General features: G+C 59.4%; 18 protein-coding genes. 8 read left to right on the top strand and 10 right to left on the bottom strand.

Annotated features, from left to right (window positions below; genetic code table 11):
• Positions 1 to 1,033, top strand: a 1,033-nt coding sequence (locus ALQ04_RS05845) for a cell wall metabolism sensor histidine kinase WalK (RefSeq protein WP_122314895.1), incomplete at its 5' end; no start/stop codon positions are given.
• Positions 1,034 to 1,263: 230 nt separating this feature from the next.
• Here ALQ04_RS05845 and ALQ04_RS05840 read toward each other — a convergent pair.
• The 7 genes from ALQ04_RS05840 to ALQ04_RS05810 form a co-directional block, all read right to left on the bottom strand.
• Positions 1,264 to 1,749: a hypothetical protein gene (locus tag ALQ04_RS05840; RefSeq protein ID WP_259644940.1), complete on the bottom strand. Its 486-nt coding sequence runs from the start codon at positions 1,747 to 1,749 to the stop codon at positions 1,264 to 1,266.
• Between the two features lie 130 nt (positions 1,750 to 1,879).
• A complete protein-coding gene (locus ALQ04_RS05835) occupies positions 1,880 to 3,499 on the bottom strand; it encodes an EAL domain-containing protein (RefSeq protein WP_122314894.1) in 1,620 nt (539 codons plus the stop codon).
• An 84-nt stretch (positions 3,500 to 3,583) separates the two neighbouring features.
• Entirely contained in the window at positions 3,584 to 4,363 is a 780-nt protein-coding gene (locus tag ALQ04_RS05830; protein WP_122314893.1) for an N-acetylmuramoyl-L-alanine amidase, read from the bottom strand.
• Between the two features lie 97 nt (positions 4,364 to 4,460).
• Positions 4,461 to 6,572 (bottom strand): GGDEF domain-containing protein, encoded by a 2,112-nt coding sequence (locus tag ALQ04_RS05825; RefSeq protein ID WP_122314892.1) that lies wholly within the window; start codon positions 6,570 to 6,572, stop codon positions 4,461 to 4,463.
• Positions 6,569 to 7,444 (bottom strand): endonuclease/exonuclease/phosphatase family protein, encoded by an 876-nt coding sequence (locus tag ALQ04_RS05820; RefSeq protein WP_122314891.1) that lies wholly within the window; start codon positions 7,442 to 7,444, stop codon positions 6,569 to 6,571. Before ALQ04_RS05820 ends, ALQ04_RS05825 begins: the two co-directional genes overlap by 4 nt.
• Before the next feature lie 12 nt (positions 7,445 to 7,456).
• Positions 7,457 to 8,101: a thiol:disulfide interchange protein DsbA/DsbL gene (locus ALQ04_RS05815; RefSeq protein ID WP_122314890.1), complete on the bottom strand. Its 645-nt coding sequence runs from the start codon at positions 8,099 to 8,101 to the stop codon at positions 7,457 to 7,459.
• Between the two features lie 185 nt (positions 8,102 to 8,286).
• Positions 8,287 to 8,901, bottom strand: a complete 615-nt coding sequence (locus tag ALQ04_RS05810) for a cytochrome c (protein ID WP_122314889.1) — start codon at positions 8,899 to 8,901, stop codon at positions 8,287 to 8,289.
• A gap of 349 nt (positions 8,902 to 9,250) precedes the next feature.
• On the opposite strand from ALQ04_RS05810, the gene yihA reads away from it, so the two are divergent.
• Positions 9,251 to 9,889, top strand: coding sequence for a ribosome biogenesis GTP-binding protein YihA/YsxC (gene yihA / locus ALQ04_RS05805; RefSeq protein WP_122314888.1), 639 nt, complete (start codon positions 9,251 to 9,253; stop codon positions 9,887 to 9,889).
• Positions 9,890 to 10,141: 252 nt separating this feature from the next.
• Here yihA and polA read toward each other — a convergent pair whose 3' ends face one another.
• Positions 10,142 to 12,910, bottom strand: coding sequence for a DNA polymerase I (polA, locus tag ALQ04_RS05800; protein ID WP_183142116.1), 2,769 nt, complete (start codon positions 12,908 to 12,910; stop codon positions 10,142 to 10,144).
• Positions 12,911 to 12,984: 74 nt separating this feature from the next.
• Between polA and ALQ04_RS05795 the strand changes: the two genes are divergently transcribed.
• Together ALQ04_RS05795 and ALQ04_RS05790 are read left to right on the top strand one after the other, a co-directional pair.
• Positions 12,985 to 13,275 carry a DUF2782 domain-containing protein gene (locus tag ALQ04_RS05795; protein WP_122314886.1) on the top strand — a complete coding sequence of 97 codons (291 nt, stop codon included), beginning with the start codon at positions 12,985 to 12,987 and terminating at the stop codon, positions 13,273 to 13,275.
• Positions 13,276 to 13,311: 36 nt separating this feature from the next.
• The gene (locus ALQ04_RS05790) at positions 13,312 to 14,262 is read left to right on the top strand and encodes a homoserine kinase (RefSeq protein WP_122314885.1); all 951 of its coding nucleotides are present in this window, start codon (positions 13,312 to 13,314) and stop codon (positions 14,260 to 14,262) included.
• A gap of 97 nt (positions 14,263 to 14,359) precedes the next feature.
• On the opposite strand, the gene znuA is transcribed toward ALQ04_RS05790, so the two are convergent.
• Positions 14,360 to 15,298, bottom strand: a complete 939-nt coding sequence (gene znuA / locus ALQ04_RS05785) for a zinc ABC transporter substrate-binding protein ZnuA (RefSeq protein ID WP_122314884.1) — start codon at positions 15,296 to 15,298, stop codon at positions 14,360 to 14,362.
• 67 nt (positions 15,299 to 15,365) lie between these two features.
• Between znuA and ALQ04_RS05780 the strand changes: the two genes are divergently transcribed.
• From ALQ04_RS05780 to ALQ04_RS05765, 4 genes are read left to right on the top strand one after another with little or no spacing between them, the layout of a single operon-like run.
• Positions 15,366 to 15,848: a Fur family transcriptional regulator gene (locus ALQ04_RS05780; RefSeq protein WP_122314883.1), complete on the top strand. Its 483-nt coding sequence runs from the start codon at positions 15,366 to 15,368 to the stop codon at positions 15,846 to 15,848.
• The gene (gene znuC, locus ALQ04_RS05775; RefSeq protein ID WP_122314882.1) at positions 15,848 to 16,645 is read left to right on the top strand and encodes a zinc ABC transporter ATP-binding protein ZnuC; all 798 of its coding nucleotides are present in this window, start codon (positions 15,848 to 15,850) and stop codon (positions 16,643 to 16,645) included. The genes ALQ04_RS05780 and znuC overlap by 1 nt, the downstream gene beginning before the upstream one ends.
• On the top strand, positions 16,638 to 17,426 hold the full coding sequence (gene znuB / locus ALQ04_RS05770) for a zinc ABC transporter permease subunit ZnuB (RefSeq protein ID WP_122314881.1): 789 nt from the start codon (positions 16,638 to 16,640) through the stop codon (positions 17,424 to 17,426). Before znuC ends, znuB begins: the two co-directional genes overlap by 8 nt.
• A gap of 38 nt (positions 17,427 to 17,464) precedes the next feature.
• Positions 17,465 to 18,184 (top strand): PA5502 family lipoprotein, encoded by a 720-nt coding sequence (locus tag ALQ04_RS05765; RefSeq protein WP_122314880.1) that lies wholly within the window; start codon positions 17,465 to 17,467, stop codon positions 18,182 to 18,184.
• A gap of 63 nt (positions 18,185 to 18,247) precedes the next feature.
• On the opposite strand, the gene katE is transcribed toward ALQ04_RS05765, so the two are convergent.
• Positions 18,248 to 20,431, bottom strand: coding sequence for a catalase HPII (gene katE / locus ALQ04_RS05760; protein ID WP_122314879.1), 2,184 nt, complete (start codon positions 20,429 to 20,431; stop codon positions 18,248 to 18,250).
• Positions 20,432 to 20,596 lie beyond the last annotated feature (165 nt).

The raw sequence follows: 20,596 nt of genomic DNA, 5'->3' as shown, positions 1-20,596 counted from the left end.
GTTGCTGGCCGGCCAGCAACGCCTGCAAGCGGTGCTCGACAGTATCGACGACGGCCTGCTGATGATTGACCGGCAAGGTCGCCTGGAGCATTTGAACCCTGTTGCCCAGCGTCAGCTCGGCTGGGACGAGAGTCGTCTTGGCCGTGGGCTTGGTGAAGCGCTGGAGCATCCCGAGCTGGACGATCAGTTATTCCTGATCCTGCGTGGCGGAACCCTGGAGCACGCTCCGGAAGACCTGAGCATCGAGATCGAAGGCGAGTCCCGCCTGCTGACTTACAGCCTCACGCCCGTCAGCCACACCAAGGGCCACATTCTCGGCGCGGTGATGGTGCTGCGCGATGTAACCGAGCAACGGGCTTTCGAGCGGGTACGCAGCGAGTTCGTCCTGCGTGCTTCACATGAATTGCGTACGCCGGTCACCGGTATTCATATGGCGTTCGGTCTGTTGCAGGAGCGTCTGCACTTCGCGGCAGAGTCCCGTGAAGCCGACCTGCTCAACACCATTACCGAAGAAATGCAGCGCCTGATGCAACTGATCAACGACCTGCTGAATTTCTCGCGTTATCAGAACGGCCTGCAAAAACTCAAACTGGCCCCCTGCACCATCGAACAACTGCTCGAAGAAGCCAAAGGCCGCTTCGAGGAGCAGGCCCGGGAGCGCAATATCGTCTTGATGCTGGATATCCAGCAGCCCGTACCACGCCTGCACGCCGATCAGGCGCAACTGGAGCGAGTGCTCGACAACCTGCTGGATAACGCCCTGCGCCATACCCCCGAAAACGGCCTGATCCGCTTGCAGGCACGGCGTCATGGCGAGCGGGCAATCATCAGCATCGAAGACAATGGCGAAGGGATTCCCTATGGGCAACAAGGGCGAATCTTTGAACCCTTCGTGCAGGTAGGCCGCAAGAAAGGCGGAGCCGGCCTGGGGCTGGCGCTATGCAAGGAAATCGTGCAACTGCACGGCGGGCGCATGGGCGTCTATTCACGGCCAGGACAGGGAACGCAGTTTTATATGGCGTTGCCTCTTTAGATCATGCATTCCATAAAGGCCATTAAGGTACCCAACCAATCGTTGAATGGTACTTGATGGTTTGCTAAGCTTCTGTTCGTCGACACAGACCGGAACCTTCTTCTGAAGGGGTGTTGATTTCGGGGTGTGAGCCCTCCTAGCCAGTGAGCGGGATAGGCGAAAGCTGAAAGAACAAGCCGATATTGAGATTCACAAAAAGCCCCGATACGAAAGTATCGGGGCTTTTTGCTTTATACCGACTCTCCCCTGTTCCGCTTCTCCAGAATGAACCGAACGTTGAATGGCTTGCCTTTGGGTAATGAGTGCCGGCCCCACTGGTCGACCTCGTATGCAGAGATAACATGCAGTTTCAATCGGTTGACCGTGCCCTGTGGCTTGCTGATTGAAAAGAATATGGCGTAATCATGCAGGTCGAGGCAGAAATAGCGCTGTCCGCCTTTCTTGCTGTTATGTGGTACTGCAAGCCCTTCAAAAAAACGACGATCAATGTATTCCCGCAGTTGACAGCTGTAGTGATAACGCTCGGCAGAAAAATAGCGATGCTCTCTTTTGAAATGAAGCTGTTTACCGTTGCCTTTGTCGTCCGTGAAACAATGGAATCCGAACTCAAAAAGGACAGTAACCTGCTCTCCAGCAATCTCGTAGACCCGCTCAAAAGGGTGTAGATGCGCCAAGCTGTAGGCTTTGCCATTGATGGTCAGGTCATTCCATTGCATTGCGAAACAGCCAGGCAAGTAAAAAAAACCAGCATTGTACCAGCCAGCTCATGCGCAGGATTTGGAGAGGGATTCGCTAGGTCTGAGGAAGTGCAACAATTTGTCTGATACTGAAAAATAGTCGCAGACCCTACGCCACATCATCCTTGCGTCGTCCCGTGCCCCGGCGGCCGCCGGTTACCAGTTCGTAGAACTTGGTCGCGGTCAACGGGCGGGCGAACAGCCAGCCCTGGCCGTAGACCACCCCTTCGCTCTTGAGCAGTAACGCCTGGGACTCGAATTCGATGCCTTCGGCGATCACGCGCAATTGCAGCGCATGAGCCATGCGGATGATGTGCGGGGCTACGCCGCTGCTGGCGGCGTCGTGTCCGAGGGCGTCGATGAAGGCCTTGTCTATTTTCAGGCAGTCCACCGGCAAGGTCTGCAGGTAAGCCAGGCTGCAATATCCCGTGCCAAAATCGTCGATCAGGACCTGATGGCCGCGATCGCGCAGCAGTTGCAGGTGATTGCGGGCCACCACCACATCGATCAGGCCGCGTTCGGTCACTTCAAAGGCGATCTGGCGTGCAGCAACCTTGTGCTGTGCCAGCAGCCGGGCCGTGACCCGACCGATGCGCGGGGCGATGACATCGCAGGCAGCCAGGTTCACGGAAATGTACAGGTGCGGATTGGCGCGCAGCAGCGGGCCGAGCTTTTCCAGGGACTGTTGCAAGACGAAGTCGGTGATCTGCCGGATCTGCCCGGTATTTTCAGCCAGTGGGATGAACAGGTTCGGGCTGGTCAGCGTGCCGTCCGGCCTGCGCCAGCGCACCAGGGCTTCAGCACCGACGCACAGGCGGGTTTCCAGATTGAAGATGGGTTGATAGAGAACCTTCAGTTCTCCGCGCCGCAATGCTCCCGATAGCTCGGCACCCAGGGATTTGCGTTGTTGCATCAATTGCAGGACCAGCGCCGCGATGCACAAGGACATCAGCAGGCTGGCCGGCACCAGCAACCACCAGGATCCGGTGATCTTTTCCTGCAGGTCGGTACGCGGTGTTATCAGCACCAGTTGATATTCCGGGCTTTGCGTCGGCATGCGGTAGATCAACTGGTTGGGCGTGGTGATCAGCGTGGTATTGCTGTGCGGTTGCCAGTCGCCGGCGGGGGGCCAGTCCTGCGCAGGTCCGAGCACGGGTATCGCCCGGCTGCCGTTATCGAGTATCACCAGCAGGCTGCCGCCCACCGGAAGATCGACTACATCGGTCAGATGACCCCGTGAGGTAGAAACCCGGAAGTCTCCACGGCCCAGCACCAGTGCCGCCAGGTTGTCGTCCGGCTGGGCCGAGGTGTTGAGCCAATAGTCGTAGGTTGGGCCGCGAATGTCCGGTGCCCGTGGCTCGCCAAGAACCTTCGGACGTGGCCAACTGGAACAGGTGCGTGCATCCCCGACGTACGCGGCTTCGTAAATGAAACGATTACTGGAGATGACTTCGCGCAAGCGTCCGACCATTTCCGGGCTGCAGCGCCGCAGTGGCTGATGCTCCAGTTGATCCAGTCCCGCACGCAACTGGCCGAAAAGCTGTTCCAGCCTTACCAGGAAGCGCTCGCCCTGGGCGTTCATCTGCAGGCTTTCGTTCTGTCGTGCCTGATGCATCGCCAGCCCGAAGCTGGCGCATAAAAACACAGCCGCGCTCAACAAAGCCGCCAGCAACGCCAGCAGCCAAGGGTGGGAAAGGTTAATGCGAAGGCGCGTTTGCGCGATGAGCATCAGTGGATATCCGAGTGAATATCCATCAGGTATAGCAACAAGCGCGCAAATAGCTTGGTAAAGAACGGAGTCCGGAGGCCGGACTCAGCGGGTCCCGTTCAGCACCTGGAGGATGGCCGCGCTCTGGATGTCGGGTTCTCCGTCGAAGCGTGCTGGGCGGTAATGCATCTGGAATGCCGCCAGAACGTGGCGTGTAGCGGTGTCCAGCTCGCCGGTCTGCGGCGTGGTGTAACCCAGGCGTGCCAATTGCTGCTGGAACCAACTGATGGCAGGCAGGTTATTCATCATGGCTGCCTGATGCTGGGCAACCAGCCGTTCGTCAGGCCAGATGCCGATGCCTTCCTGCGCCAGTCGTTTCCAGGGAAACAGCGGCCCCGGATCGAGCTTGCGCAACGGGGCGATATCGCTGTGGCCAATGATGTGCCGCGGGTCGATGTTGTTGCGCTTGATGATGTCCTTGAGCAGCACGGTGATCGACTGGATCTGGCTTTCGGTATACGGATACCACAGGCGGCCTGTCGGGGAGTCCGTGTAGCCGGGATTGACGATCTCGATGCCGATCGAGCTGGAGTTGAGCCAGGTGCGTCCTTCCCACTCACTTTCCCCGGCATGCCAGGCGCGCGCGCCTTCATCGACCAGTTTGTAGATGGTTGCCGGGTTGTCGTCGCCGATCAGGTAATGGCTGCTGACCTCGCCATGGGTCAACAACTCCAGGGAGCGCTCGAGCGACGCGGAGGTGTAATGCATGATCACGTACTGGACCCGACCGTCATGATTGACCGAAGGGTGGCTGGTATCGAGCCTTGGGCCGCTGGAGCAGGCAGTCAGGGCAAGAAGGAGGAGTGCAGGAAAGAACAGCTTCATGGGCAATCAGGATACGTCGGCAGCAAATGCAACATCATAACAAAATGCGCCTGAATTGCTTCATCCGTGAAGCATTGATGGATTCCAGATGTTTCAGTCAGCCCTGTTCGACCCGGTTGCGGCCATTTTCCTTGGCGCGATACAACGCCTGATCGGCACGCTTGAGCGCCACATCGCTGCGTTCGCCAGTGCGCAGGGCAGTCACTCCCATGGAAACCGTGATCGTCACCCGCTCGCCCTTGAAGTGGAACGGGCAGAGTTCGACTGCCGCCCGCAGTTCATCCAGCAGCTTCAAGGCTGTCGAGACCTGGGTACCGGGCAGGAGCATGACAAACTCCTCGCCGCCGAAGCGCGCCAGAAAGTCACCGGAGCGCAAGCGCTTGTTCAGTACGCTGGCAACGATCTTCAGCACTTTGTCACCGGCAAGGTGGCCATAGTTATCGTTGATTCGTTTGAAGTGATCCAGGTCCAGAATGCAGACCAGCAGGCTGTTCCTGTCCTGTTGCCACTGCGCCATTTCCAGTTCCAGGCGTTCGCCCCAGGCGGCGCGGTTGGGCAGGCTGGTCAGCGGGTCGATCAGCGCTTTTTGCCGCTGTTCTTCAAGGTGGATCCTGAAGCCCAGGGCTTCCTGTTCCATACTGGCGACGCGGGCGGCCAGGCCTTGCAGGCGCGAGGCGACTTCCTGCTCGCGGTCGTCACGTTTGCGCTGGTAGCGATCCATCGTGCTGAGCAGGCCTTCCAGCCTGTTGTCCAGTACCTGCTTGAGGCTGGTCAGGTCGGATGCGTCCTGTACGCTGCTCTGCAGGCCGCCGACCTGTTCGCGCAACTGCTCGTTCAGGTCGCGGGCGGTGGACTGATTCTCCGCATGGTCTTCACTGGCCGCCTGCAGATGGCTCTGGAACGATTCCAGGCGTTCGTTGAGTTGCTTGAGGTAACTCCCGAACTCTTGCTGACCACCGTTATTGATCGCCAGCATCAGAACCGCCAGATCATCGAGGATCGGCAGCAGTTCATACCAGTTGAGCCCGTGCTTCAGGCGCAGCTGCATGTCCTCGACCTGCGGGCGATGATGCTCCGACAGGGTCAGGTCCTTGAGCAGCCCCAACAGGGTTTCTTCGATGTGGGTCGCCACCGAGCTGTAGCTGGGCTCCGGGGAGGATGGCAGGGAATAGCCGGCATCGCCTTCGCTGGCGCCTTCTTCCTCAGGTGTCTCATCCTCCACCGACTCATCGTCTTCGGCGCTCTCGACGAGCGCCTGCGCAACAGGCACATGCTCGAAAGGAACCGAGGGCGTAGGTGTAACCAGGTCCTGCGGTACAGTCGAAACCGGTGCGGGTGGCGCTGGTGCGACGGATGATGGTGCGACGGTTGTCGCTTCCATCGGCTGCGGCGCTTCAGCGACGGGTTCCGGTACGGCGGCGGGAGTAGACGTTTCTACGGTCTTCTCGACTTCCGGTGTTTTAACTTCCACTTTTGCCGCAGGTGCAGGTGCAGGTGCAGGTGCAGGTGCAGGTGCAGGTGCAGGTGTCGCCTGGGTTGGCGCTGGCGCAGGTGTCGCCACAGGCGCGGAATGGGCTTCAGGTTTCTCGTCATCGCTGTCCGGCTCTGACTCTACCGAAACAGGCACTGCTACCGGATGTGCTGGCTGGGCGCCTTCGGGAGAATGCGGCGCATCGCTCGTCTCTTCGCGAGTACCAAACAGACGCTGCAGAATACCGGGACGCGGGCCCTCATCGTGTTTTTCCAGCAAGGTCAGCGCCTTACCCTGCAAGCCGCTCAATTCACTGAGCAGCAACGGTAATTCGCGAGCCTGGGAGGCGCGGTCGTCGAGGTCCTTGGCAAAGCGCTTGAGGGGTTTGCGCACCTCCCGAGGCAGCGGCAGGGCCTGCAGTTGGTGAACCAGCGCATTCAGGGCGCTGCTGATCTGCCCGACCCTGACTTCGCGACGTTGTTCTGAATCCAGCACGGCCTTTTCAAGGCGCGGTATCAGGGCTGCCAGCCCCGCATCCATGTCGTCCTTGCGCACGATTTCGCGCATTTCCTTCATGCATTCGTCGACCGACCGATCCGTACCCTCCGCCGCCAGACTGCTGCGTACAAGACCGCGGCGCAGCAAGTCGAGTCGTGCGTTCCAGCGCTCAGCGAGCAGGTCCTGTTGCTCGATACCCTTGAGATACTTCTCTTTCCAGCGCTCGGCTTCTTCGCTCATTCAAGGGGTCCACCAGAGAGCACGGGTAGCGAGTCGCCACACAATGACGCTGGCAGGCGAATCTCTACAGCAACGGGCAGGTGATCGGAAATGGGTTGGGCCAGTACCTGAACACGTTCCAGCGTCAGCGTCGGGCTGAGCAGAATATGATCAAGGCAGCGCTGCGGCCGCCAGCTGGGAAAGGTTGCCTCGACCTGCGGAGCCAGAAGCCCGAGGTCACGCAGGGGCGAATGCTCCAGCAAGTCGATGGCATGGGTATTCATGTCGCCCATCAGCACCTGATGACGGTAACCGCCAATCAGCTCGCGGATATAGGCCAGTTGCCGTACCCGGGTACGTGCACCCAGGGCCAGGTGCATCATGACCACTACCAGTGCGTCTTCGCCTTCACCGAAACGGACCAGAATGGCACCGCGTCCGGCAGGTCCGGGCAATGGATGGTCTTCTATCTTTCCGGGGCGCAGACGGCTGAGCACGCCGTTGCTGTGCTGGCCCAGACGCCCGAGGTTGCGATTGAGCTGCTGATACCAGTAGGGGAAAGAGCCCAGATGGGCCAGATGTTCGACCTGGTTGACGAAGCCGGAGCGCAGGCTGCCGCCATCGGCTTCCTGTAATGCCACCAGGTCGAAATCGTTGAGCAGGTCGCCAATCTTCTTCAGGTTACCGGCTCGCCCAACGTGCGGTAGCAGATGCTGCCAGCCGCGGGTCAGGTAATGCCGGTAGCGCTCGGTGCTGATACCGACCTGGATATTGAAGCTGAGCAATCGCAGCCGGCCATCGGCAGGCAATCCGCTTTGCAGCAGATGATGCTCGTTGACCTGCGGATCATGCAGGCCAACGACTCGCTCCGTGCCCTTGCCCCAGCGGCGCATGGCAGACGGCGCTTACTGGCCGGCTTTGGCAGCCGCTCGCTCTTTGGCGATCAGCTGGTCGGCAACCTGCAGGGTGGCTTCCGGACCACCTGACGAACCCAGGTCAAAACGGTATTTGCCGTTGACGACCATGGTTGGAACACCTGTTACTTCGTACTTCTTGGCCAGTTCCTTGTACTGAGCGATCTTGCCCTTCACGGCGAAGGAGTTGAACGTTTCCAGGAACTTGGCTTTATCGATGCCCTGGGTGGCTACGAAATCAGCCATGTCGTTCGGGTCGGTCAGACGCTTGCCGCCTTTCTGGATGGCCTCGAATACAGCCGCGTGGACCTTGTGCTCTACACCCATGGTGTCGAGGGTGATGAACAGCTGGCCGTGTGCATCCCATGGGCCGCCGAACATGGCCGGAATCCGCACGAAGTGCACGTCGGCAGGCAGTTTTTCAATCCACGGGTTGATGGTCGGCTCGAACGCATAGCAATGCGGGCAGCCATACCAGAACAATTCCACTACTTCGATCTTGCCTGGCTCGGAGACAGGCACGGCGCTGCTCAACTGGACATATTGCTTACCAGCTTCGATGGGTGTGGCCGCCTGAGCGGACATACCGAACAGGCTGGCGGCAACCAGAGCGGCGCTGATGATCAGATTACGCATGCTTTACTCCTGGGCAGATTAAGTCGCCTTCAAATGACGGTTTTTCGACCGGCCATCAAGGCTTGAGTTCTTAGTGTAACGCTGGCGATCAAAAAAAAGGGCGGCCGCAGCCACCCTTTTTGCACATGCCATGAAGCGCGTCACGTCCAGCACCCCAATTGCGTGCCCTGACGCTCAGGCGACGATCAGTGAAGACCCTGGATATATTGCGCCAGAGCCTCGATATCCTTGTTGCTCAGCTTGGCGGCGATGGAGCGCATGACCATGGTGTCGCCATCGGTGACGCGGTCGCCTTCGCGGAATGCGGTCAATTGTTTCTTGATGTAATCGGCATGCTGACCACCCAGATGCGGGAAGCCGGCAGAGGCGTTGCCGGTGCCGTCAGGGGAGTGGCAACCGGTGCAGGCCGGCATGCCCTGATCCAGCTTGCCGCCACGGAACAAGGCTTCGCCCCGGGCGACCAGATTGGGATCGGCCGCTCCGACACTGCCTTTCTGGCTGGCGTAATAGGCGGAGATGTCCGCAAGATCCTGATCGTTGAGCGGCGTCAGCAGGCCGGTCATTTCAAGTACGACGCGCTTGCCGTCCTTGATCTCGTGCAATTGCTTGAGCAGATATGGTTCTCCCTGGCCCGCCAGCTTCGGGAAGTTGGGAGCCATGCTGTTGCCATCCGGTCCATGGCAGGCGCCGCAGACGGCCGTCTTGGCCTGACCGGCGGTGGCATCACCTGTAACCTCGGCGGCCTGGGTCGCCCCACTGATGCCAAGCGTCAACAGCAGACTCACGAATAATTTGTTCATCAGGTAATCCAAATCGGCTAATGGTGAAAAGTTAGGTAGCAGATGATTTGCTCATCCTCAGGATGTCGGTTCGCAAATGCTAACTACTGCGGTCCTTGCACATTCCACGCGCGGCATTGTTTCGATCCTGGCAAAAGGGGGCTCCAAAGCCCTGTTGCGCAGTAAAAACCTTTCAGGTTGAAAGCGGACTGCGTTCTAATGCGCATATTAGTTCTCGCTTCAGTGTTCTTCCCCTTGATGCAGGGGGAATTCACACACAAAATTTGCGGCATTATATACTCGCGCCACTCAAACGGAAACGACACCTCTTGCCGCACCCCTTGCAGGCAGGGCCTTCACCGGAAATCACATGCAGCTCAAGAACCCCATCCTCGGTCTGTGCCAACAGGCCACTTTCATGCTCAGCGCCGCCAAGGTCGATCAGTGCCCCGATGACGAAGGCTTTGAAGTCGCGTTTGCCGGACGCTCCAACGCCGGCAAGTCGAGCGCACTCAACACGCTGACCCACGCCAGCCTGGCGCGCACCTCGAAAACTCCAGGGCGCACTCAGCTGTTGAACTTCTTCCAGCTGGATGACGAACGCCGTCTGGTGGACTTGCCCGGTTACGGCTACGCCAAGGTGCCGATTCCGCTCAAGCAACACTGGCAGCGTCACCTGGAAGCCTATCTGGGCAGCCGTGAAAGCCTGAAAGGTCTGATTCTGATGATGGATATCCGTCATCCAATGACCGACTTCGACCTTCTGATGCTGGACTGGGCAATCGCCAGCCATATGCCGATGCATATCCTGTTGACCAAGGCCGACAAGCTGACCTACGGCGCAGCCAAGAACACGCTGCTCAAGGTCCAGTCGGAAATTCGCAAGGGCTGGGGCGAAGCAGTCACCATCCAGCTGTTCTCGGCACCCAAGCGCATGGGCCTGGAAGAAGCCTATACCGTTCTGGCCGACTGGATGGAACTGGAAGACAAAACGCCTGCCGAGGAGTAAATCGCAGGCAAAAAAAACCCCGGACTTCATATGGGGAGGGGGGAAGTTCGGGGTTCAAGGTCCAGACCCTTAGGGCGGGATCCGGATATCTGCCAACACTTAACACAACTAGGAGCATGACGGGTTTTTCAACCAATCGAGATCTCTGACTGGCGGTTGGCGGGTTAAGTTCCCGCCGGGCCGAAAAGTTCATGTTCGCGATTCATGCTGCTGGTGCGCGAGCGAGCCTGAATACAGGCTCGCCCCTGGCGATCAGTGCGCTTCGTCCCAGTTGTTGCCCACGCCCACTTCAACCAGCAACGGTACTGCCAGTTGCGCAGCGCTGCTCATGTGCGGGCGAATCTGTTCGCTGACCTGCTCGACCAGATCTTCACGGACTTCCAGCACCAGTTCGTCGTGAACCTGAAGAATGACCCGGGCATCCAGGCCGGAGCTTTCCAGCCACTCGTTCACCGCCACCATGGCCTTCTTGATGATATCGGCTGCCGTACCCTGCATCGGCGCGTTGATCGCCGTGCGCTCGGCTCCGGCTCGTTTCATGCCGTTATCGGAGTTTATTTCCGGCAGATACAGGCGGCGACCGAAGAAGGTTTCGACGTAACCCTGCTCCTTGGCTTTCTCGCGGGTACGCTCCATGTATTCGCGCACGCCCGGGTAGCGGGCGAAGTAGCGTTCGATATACGCCTTGGCCTGCTTGCCATCGACACCGATCTGCCGGGCCAGGCCCGATGCGCCCATGCCATAGATAAGCCCGAAATTGATGGCCTTGGCGCTGCGGCGCTGATCGTTGGTGACCTCATTCAGCTCGACGCCGAAAACCTCTGCGGCCGTTGCACGGTGCACGTCCAGGCCATTGCGGAAGGCATCCAGCAACCCTTCGTCGTTGGCCAGATGCGCCATGATCCGCAATTCGATCTGCGAATAGTCGGCGGCCAGCAGTTTGTAACCCGGCCTGGCGATGAACGCCTGACGAATCCTGCGCCCTTCCGCGGTACGCACTGGAATGTTCTGCAGGTTGGGCTCGCTGGACGAAAAACGACCCGTGGCTGCACCTGCCTGGTTATAGGAGGTATGCACGCGCCCGGTCCGCGGGTTGATCTGCCCCGGCAGGTTGTCGGTGTAGGTGCTTTTCAGCTTGCTGATCGAGCGATACTGCAACAGCAACGTGGGCAATTCACTGCCCTGCTCCAGCTCGGACAGCTTGATCAGCACGTCTTCGGAGGTGGACGGTTTGCCAGTGGGGGTCTTGCCCAGAACCGGTAGTTGCAGCTTTTCGTAAAGGATTTTTCCCAACTGGGTCGGAGAGCCCAGGTTGAACTCCTCGCCCGCCAGAGTGAATGCCTGCCGCTCCAGCTCGACCATGGTGTTGCCCAGCTCGACACTTTGAATGCCCAGCAGGTTGGCATCGACCTTCGCGCCTTCGCGTTCGATCTTCGCCAGCACCGGGACCAGCGGCATTTCGATCTCGGTCAGTACGCGATACAGATCCGGCTCCGCTTCCAGTTTTGCCGACAGGGTCTGATGCAGGCGCAAGGTCACGTCGGCGTCTTCCGCCGCGTAAGGACCGGCCTGTTCCAGCGATATCTGGTCGAACGTCAGCTGCTTTTTACCCTTGCCGGCAATGTCTTCAAAGCTGGTGGTCTGGTGCCCGAGATACTTCATCGCCAGGCTGTCCATGTCGTGTGCAGTCGCCACGGAGTTCAGCACGTAGGATTCGAGCATGGTGTCGAAAGCCACGCCCTGAACCGTAATGCCGCAGTCCTGATCGCCGCCAATCGCACAGTTGGCCAGAATATTCATGTCGAACTTGGCGTTTTGCCCGACCTTGAGGATCGCCGGGTCTTCCAGCAGCGGCTTGAGTGCCCGCAATACTGTGTCGCGATCCAGTTGATCAGGCACGCCCATATAGGAATGGGTCAACGGAATGTAGACGGCTTCACCGGGTTTTACGGCAAAGGACAGGCCTACCAGTTGTGCCTGCTGGGCATTCAGACCAGTGGTTTCAGTGTCGAAGGCGATCAGTCTGGCGTTGCGCAGTTTTTCCAGCCAGAGGTCAAAGTCCGCTTGATCGAGGATCGTTTTGTAATCCAGTACGACACTGGAAACGACCTCTTCCTTGACGATCTCCTGGCCTGCGCGCTTGGCTTCGCGCTGCAAGTCTTCCAGCCAGCTCTTGAATTCCAGCTCGGTGTACAGCTCGGCGAGCTTTTCCCGGTCCGGTTCGCCGACCTGCAACTCGTCGAGGGTGATGTCCAGCGGCACATCGATCTTGATGGTCGCCAGTTCATAGGACAGGAACGCCATGGCGCGGTGCTCTTCGAGCTTGGGTGCCATGGTCTTGGCGCCGCGGAACGACATGCCCGCTACCAGGTCGAGGTTTTCATACAGCTCTTTCAAACCACCGCCCACACCGACCAGCAGGCCTACGGCGGTTTTTTCACCGACGCCGGGAACGCCAGGAATGTTGTCGACCTTATCGCCCATCAGGGCCAGGTAATCGATGATATGTTCAGGGCCAACGCCAAACTTCTCTTTCACGCCCTCCACATCCATCACGCTACCGGTCATGGTGTTGACCAGCGTGATGTGTCCGTCGACCAGTTGCGCCATGTCCTTGTCGCCGGTGGAGATGATGACCGGACGATCCGCCGCCGCGCTGCTGCGCGCCAGGGTGCCGATCACGTCGTCAGCTTCCACGCCTTCCACGCACAGCAACGGATAACCCATGCCCTTGACGCAGGCATGCAGCAGGTCGACCTGCACGCGCAGGTCATCCGGCATGCTCGGGCGATTGGCCTTGTACTCGGCGAACAACTCGTCACGGAAAGTCCCGCCCTTGGCATCGAACACCACTGCGAACGGGCTTTTCGGGTATTGCCGGCGCAGGCTCTTGAGCATGTTCAGCACGCCCTTGACGGCCCCCGTCGGCAACCCCTTGGACGTGGTGAGAGGTGGCAGCGCGTGAAAGGCGCGGTACAGGTAAGAAGAACCGTCCACCAGGACGAGGGGTGCTTGGCTCATGTGCAGAATCAACCTTTTCGGCGGGGTCGGCGCTAGAATGCGAGGACCATTGACGACAAAGGGACAAGGTTATCATGCGCGCAGCAAATCGACTGTTGTTGGCCGGCCTGTTGGTACTTTGCCCCCTGATTCCGGTTTCAGCGCAAGATTCTTCAGTGACGGATGCTCCAGACGTTACCATTCGCACCGACGGAGACAAGACCATCCAGGAGTATCGCCAGAACGGCTTCCTGTACGCGGTGAAGATCACGCCCAAGAATGGAAAACCTTATTTTCTCGTGCGCGCCGATGGTACAAGTCCCAATTTCATCCGTTCGGACCAACCGGACATGCTGATCCCGCAGTGGGAAATATTCAGCTGGTAACATCCTAAATTCACTTATTTTGCTGGCAGTCCTGATATGTCCGTTTTTACCCCACTGGCTCGGCCCGAGCTGGAAACATTTCTTGCCCCGTACGGGCTCGGCCGTTTGCTCGACTTTCAAGGCATTGCCGCAGGTAGTGAAAACACCAATTACTTCATCAGCCTGGAACGTGGCGAGTTCGTCCTGACCCTCGTCGAGCGTGGTCCGATTCAGGATTTGCCGTTCTTCATCGAGCTGCTGGACGTGCTGCATGACGCCGATCTGCCGGTGCCCTATGCCTTGCGCACCACCGATGGCCAGGCGTTGCGCGAGCTGGCGCAAAAGCCTGCGTTGCTGCAGCCACGCCTGCCGGGCAAGCACATCAGCGAGCCAAATACCCAGCATTGCGTACAGATCGGTGAGCTGTTGGGCAAACTGCATCTGGCGACCCGCAACAATGTGCTGGAGCGCAAGACCGATCGTGGCCTGGACTGGATGCTCAGCGAAGGCCGCAACTTCCTTTCGCACCTGGAGCAGCCGCAGAGAACCTTGCTGGACAAGGTCCTGCAGGAAATCGAAGCGCTCCAGCCGCAGATCATGGCGCTGCCACGGGCCAACCTGCACGCCGACCTGTTCCGCGACAATGCCTTGTTTGAAGGCACCCACCTGACCGGGCTGATCGATTTCTACAACGCCTGCTCCGGGCCGATGCTCTATGACCTGGCGATTGCCTTGAACGACTGGTGTTCGCTGCCGGACGGCCAGATCGATCCGGTCCGCGCAAAAGCCTTGCTGGGTGCCTATGCGGCCTTGCGGCCTTTCACCGCCAGCGAGACGAAACTCTGGGCGACCATGCTGCGCGTGGGTTGCGTGCGTTTCTGGCTGTCACGCCTGATCGCCGCCGAAACCTTCGCCGGGCAAGACGTGCTGATCCATGATCCGGCAGAGTTCGAGCGGCGTCTGGCGTTGCGCCAGGAGGTTAATCTTCCGTTGCCGTTTGCCCTGTAACGTTCGCTACAGGTGGGAGCGAATTCATTCGCGAAGAGCCGGTACATCCGACAGAAGTATGTCGTTTAAAATACCGTCTTCGCGGATAAATCCGTTCCTACAGACTTTCCAGGCAGCCTGCCAGATCATCGCCCAGCTTCTGCAATACCTGCTCATAACCCTGAGCGGTGGCGGGTGTGTAGCCGCCCAGCGCGTCCAGTTCGGCCAGTTTCACCGGCAGGCCTGCGGTCAGGGTTTCGGCCAGGCGTGGGCGTAGCGGTGGCTCGCTGAACACGCAGGTCTTGCCCGTTGCCTTCAAGCGCTCGCGCATGGCCGCCACATGTTGGGCGCCCGGCTGGATTTCGGCCGCGACGCTGAACACGCCGGTATGCTTGAGCCCATAGGCCTCTTCAAAGTAATCGAAGGCTTCGTGGAAGACGAAATATGGCTTGCCCGAAACCGCGCTGACGCGGGTCTTGATCCGGGTATCCAGGGCATCGAGACGCTTGGCGAAGGCCTGGGCATTGCTGGTATAGCGAGCCGCGTTGTCCGGGTCGGCTGCGCCAAGGTCGGCGGCCATCTTCTCGGCGATCACCCGGGCATTGACGGTGGACAACCACAGGTGCGAGTCCAGGCTGCCGGGGCGATGATCGTGGTCGTGCTCATTGGCACCATGGTCGTGATCATGGTCATCGTCATGTGACGCGCTATCTGCCTCAAAATGGCGCAGATGCATGCCCGGCAAGGACTGCACGGCAACCGCAGGCAGTTTGCGGCCCTGAATGACCCGCGGCAGGAAGCTCTCCATGTCCGGGCCGATCCAGTACAGCAGCTCGACGTCATTCACGCGCCGTACGTCGGATGGACGCAAGGCGTAGTGATGCGGCGATGCGCCGGGCGGCAAAAGCACTTCCGGCGTACCCACGCCATCCTGTACAGCCGCTGCAATCAGCTGCAAGGGCTTGATGCTGGTGAGAACCCGAACCTCTGCCTGGACGGGGGTGACAGCCAGCCAACTGGCCGACAAAACGACAAAAAGGTTAAGAAGACGACGCACTTGAACCACTCATATCAGACAGGAACGGGTAACATAATAACGTCTCTAGCAAATATCGTCGCCGCTCATGCCTATTACACCGCTGGCCAGCCGTCCACATGATCATTCCCATTGCGTGCATTCCGCGCTCACAGAAGCCGATGCGCTGTGCGCCAGCAAAGGTCTGCGCCTGACGACATTGCGTCGTCGCGTGCTGGAGCTGGTCTGGCAAAGCCACAAGCCGCTGGGTGCCTACGACATCCTGGCGGTGCTGAGTGACGAAGACGGTCGCCGCGCTGCGCCGCCTACCGTTTACCGTGCGCTGGATTTCCTGCTGGAAAACGGTCTTGTGCACCGCATTGCCTCGCTCAACGCCTTCACTGGCTGCAATCACCCGACGCATGCGCATCAGGGCCAGTTCCTGATCTGCCGCGAGTGCCATGCCGCAATCGAGTTGCAGCAAGCCTCCATCAGTGATGCCGTGGTCAAGGCGGCTGGCGAAGTCGGTTTTCAGGTTGAAGGCCAGACCGTCGAAATCGTCGGCATCTGCTCCGGCTGCAAGGCTGCCTGATGAGTAATGCGTTGATTCGCCTGGAGCAGGTGGCTGTTACGCTGGCCGGGCAAAACGTTCTGCACAACATCCAGCTGAATGTCAGCCCCGGAGAGATCGTCACCCTGATCGGCCCCAATGGTGCCGGCAAGACCACGCTGGTGCGTGCCGTACTGGGGCTGCTCAAGCCCGATACCGGAACGGTCTGGCGCAAACCCGGCTTGCGGGTCGGCTACATGCCGCAGAAGCTGCATGTGGACCAGACGTTGCCGCTGTCGGTGTTGCGCTTTCTGCGACTGGTGCCGGGCGTGGATCGCGCTGCTGCCCTGGCTGCGCTTCAGGAAGTCGGGGCCGAGAAAGTCATCGACAGCCCGCTGCAAGGGATTTCCGGTGGCGAGATGCAGCGGGTCCTGCTGGCCCGTGCCTTGCTGCGCGAGCCCGAGCTGCTGGTTCTCGACGAGCCGGTGCAGGGCGTCGATGTTGCCGGGCAGGCCGAGCTGTACAGCCTGATTACCCGTCTGCGGGATCGCCATGGCTGCGGCGTGCTGATGGTTTCCCATGACCTGCATCTGGTGATGAGCACCACCGACCAGGTGGTGTGCCTGAATCGTCACGTCTGCTGCTCCGGGCATCCGGAACAGGTCAGCAACGATCCGGCGTTTGTCGAACTGTTCGGCAAGAACGCGCAAAGCCTGGCGATCTATCACCACCATCACGACCATGCCCATGACCTGCATGGCGAAGTCGTGAGCGAGGACGCGCAGACGGCGTCCGCTACTCACACCCATGTCCACGGAGACCACTGCAAGCATGGCTGATTTTCTTCTCTACGCCTTGCTCGCAGGCCTGGCCCTGGCAGTGGTTGCCGGTCCGCTGGGGTCTTTCGTGGTCTGGCGGCGCATGGCCTATTTTGGCGACACCCTTTCTCATGCCGCCCTGCTCGGCGTGGCCCTGGGTTTCCTGCTTGACGTCAGCCCCACGATTGCCGTGACGGTCGGCTGTTTGCTGCTGGCAATCCTGCTGGTCACTCTGCAACAGCGCCAGCCGCTGGCTTCGGACACGCTGCTGGGGATCCTCGCTCCGAGTACCTTGTCCCTCGGGCTGGTGGTCCTGAGCTTCATGCATGACGTGCGTATCGACCTGATGGGCTACCTGTTCGGGGATCTGCTGGCGATCAGCCCGACGGATCTGGGCTGGATTCTGGGCGGCAGCGCGGTCGTGCTGGTCTTGATCCTTAGCCTGTGGCGGCCGTTGCTGGCGATAACCGTGCACGAAGAACTGGCCAGGGTCGAAGGCCTGCCGGTGGCGGCGTTGCGCATGACGCTGATGCTGCTGATTGCCGTGGTGATCGCCGTGGCAATGAAAATCGTCGGGGTATTGCTGATCACGTCGTTGCTGATCATTCCCGCCGCTGCGGCACAGCGTCACGCCCGCTCGCCGGAGCAAATGGCACTGGGTGCAAGCTTGCTGGGCGTGACGGCTGTGTGTTTTGGGCTATCGTTGTCATGGTTCAAGGACACCCCGGCCGGACCGTCTATTGTGGTTTCCGCTGCGGCACTGTTCTTGCTCAGCTTTGTTCTCCCCAAGCGAGCGGTGTAGACTTGCTCGTTTTTTGCGCAACCTAGAGAATCGCAGGAATGAAGCCGCTCGCCTCCCGTTATCTGCTGCTTGTCGCGTTTTCCATCCTGTTGGGTGCCTGTCAGAGCGCCCCAACCGTTGAAACACCTGTGGCCGAAGTTCAGCCGGACGGGTTCGCACAGCTTGAGCAAAGCATTACCAGCAATGAGTTGGCGACTGCCGAAGAGCAGTTGGCGGCGTTGCAGGCTGCAGCGCCTACCGATATTCGGCTGGAGCCCTTCCAGCGTCGACTGGCTGAAGCCTATCTGAGCCGCAGCCAGATCGGCCTGCAAAAGGGCGACATGAATGCTGCTGCCGCTGCACTGAGCCGCGCCCGCGCCTTGATGCCCAAGGCTCCGGCACTGACCAGTGGGGTGAATGGTGCCATCGCTCATGCCCGCAAGGCTGAGCTGGACAAGGCCGAAGCCGAATTGCGCGCTGCCGAAGCCCGGCGCGTGGCGAAGCTGATCGATCCGGCAGCCGAAAGCACCACCATCGATCTTAAAATTGGTGATATGCCGCAATTACGCCGTCAACTGGACGCCATTGCCGCAGATACCGTTGCGTTCAACTGCGAAGTCCTGTTGCAGGTGCCACGCACCGATGATTACCCATGGCTGGCGACCCTGCTGACCAAGCGCGTGGTCAAGATCAATCCGGATTTCGAGCTGGAACTGCGCCGTCAGATCGAGCGTAATGAACAGGCGCAGATTGTTCTGAAGCCGGCAAAACTTCCGTAAGAATTGTTCGCGAATGAATTCGCTCCCACACCGTCTGCAGGAGCGGATTCATCCGCGAAATCATCAAGCCGGCACAGCCTTGGCTTTGACTTCCCGGTCCCATACCCGATGCTGGGCAATCGCCTTGAAGAACGCTGCATAGGAACCGTCTGCAGCCACCAGCAACCCGGCGTCTTCATCCAGATGCAGCAAGTCCAGCAAAGCCTTGGCGTCCTTGGCAACGGCGATGGCCTTGAGGTGTTTGTAGGCTTCCAGCACGAAGTGCAGGGCCACCCCATCGGTGCTTAAGGCTTTCAACGCCTCCTTGCCGCCAGGCACGAATACCGCATCGAACGCCACTGAAGGCATGCCTTCCATCGATGCATCCACCGGCAAGCTCTTGCCGTCGGCGGTCTTCACCGGGGCAGAACTTGGCCCCAGAACCTTGCTGTGAGCACCTTCGGCTTGCAGTGCCTTTTGCATGGCTGCCACAGCCTTGCCGTCCACACCATCGGCAACCAGAATCGCGACCTTGCGTGAAACGATATCGCCGGAGAGCAGGTTGGCCTGGCTGAGGGCAGGTGATTCGCTCAGGGACGAAGTTCTGGCGGCGACTGTTCCCGTCTTTGGCGCAGCCAGTCCCAGATTCGCGGCAACGCGGCTGGCCAGTTGCAGATCGATATTGGCCAGAATCTCGTTTACTACCCGCGCACGGATGAACTCGCGTTCGACCTTGCCCAGCTCGAAGCTGTAGGCCGAAATGATGTGCTCTTTCTCATGATGGCTCATGCTGTTGAAGAACAGCGTGGCCTGGGAAAAGTGATCGCCGAACGACTCGCTGCGCTCACGTACCTTGTGCGCCTCGATCCGCTCCGGATAGCTCTCGAAACCGCCGTTCTGAGCCGCGACAGGTGTTTCTTTCGGCCAGCCGCCATCAATCGAGTTCGGTTCATAAGAGGTGCGGCCCTTGTCGATGGTCATGCGGTGCTGTGCATCGCGCTGACCGCTGTGGTTGGGCGCAACCGGACGGTTGATCGGGATCTCGTGGAAGTTCGGGCCACCGAGACGGCTGATCTGGGTGTCGGTGTACGAGAACAGCCGGCCTTGCAGCAGCGGGTCATTGGAGAAGTCGATGCCCGGCACGATATGCCCTGGGCAGAAGGCAACCTGTTCGGTTTCGGCAAAGAAATTGTCCGGGTTGCGGTTGAGGACCATCTTGCCCAGCGGCGTGACCGGCACCAGTTCTTCAGGGATGATCTTGGTCGGGTCCAGCAGGTCGAAATCGAAGTTGTGTTCGTCTTCCTCGGCGACGATCTGCACGCCCAGTTCCCACTCTGGGTAATCGCCCATCTCAATGGATTCCCACAGGTCGCGGCGATGGAAGTCGGTATCCTTGCCGGCCAGTTTCTGCGCTTCGTCCCACACCAGCGAACAGACGCCGTACTTGGGTTTCCAGTGAAACTTGACGAAGGTCGATTTGCCCTCGGTGTTGATCAGGCGAAAGGTGTGCACACCGAAACCCTGCATGGTGCGCAGGTTTCTCGGGATGGCGCGATCGGACATGGTCCACAGCACCATATGCGCGGACTCCGGAACCAGCGACACGAAATCCCAGAAGGTGTCGTGCGCCGAACCACCGGTGGGGATTTCGTTATGCGGCTCGGGTTTTACCGCGTGGACGAAGTCGGGGAACTTGATCGCATCCTGGATGAAGAACACCGGCATGTTGTTGCCGACCAGATCGAAGTTGCCTTCATCGGTATAGAACTTGACCGCAAAGCCGCGGACGTCGCGCACTGTATCGCCCGATCCGCGAGGCCCCTGCACGGTGGAAAAACGTACGAAGACCGGGGTTTTCTTGCCCGGATCACGCAGAAAACCGGCCTTGCTCAAGGTGGCGTGATCGTCATAACTCTGAAAGTAGCCATGCGCGCCTACGCCGCGTGCATGCACGATCCGCTCAGGAATACGCTCATGGTCAAAATGGGTGATCTTCTCGCGCATGATGAAATCTTCGAGCAGCGAAGGACCGCGGCTGCCCGCTTTCAGCGTGTTCTGGTTATCGGCGATCTTCACGCCCTGGTTGGTGCGCAAGGCCTGATTGGTGGCGTCGGAGCGAAACGTTTCGAGGCTTTCCAGCTTTTCGTTGGTATTGCCTCGGTCGAGGGTGTCTGTTCCTGCCAGCTCACTTTTCTGTGGATTGCTCTGAGGGGGCTTTTTCGGCGTAGACATCGGGTACGACTCCTTATTCCCAGGCCTGGCTTGCATGCCGGGCTCTATGATCAAACTCCCTTGGCAAGCCAGGGGAATCACGGTGTTTAAAGAGTGACCCGTGAGGCAAAGTGCCGTTCAGTAAATTTCAGCGGCATTGGCACCACCGGTCGCGTTATGCCAATTGAGCATGTAAGCGAGCAAATAAATGCTAAGCAGCAC

It is taken from the genome of Pseudomonas cichorii, from assembly GCF_003700275.1.
Taxonomy (GTDB): Bacteria; Pseudomonadota; Gammaproteobacteria; order Pseudomonadales; family Pseudomonadaceae; genus Aquipseudomonas; species Aquipseudomonas cichorii_B.
The sequence above is the reverse complement of the archived record's forward strand: the minus strand, read 5'-3'. Positions and strand labels throughout refer to the sequence as shown.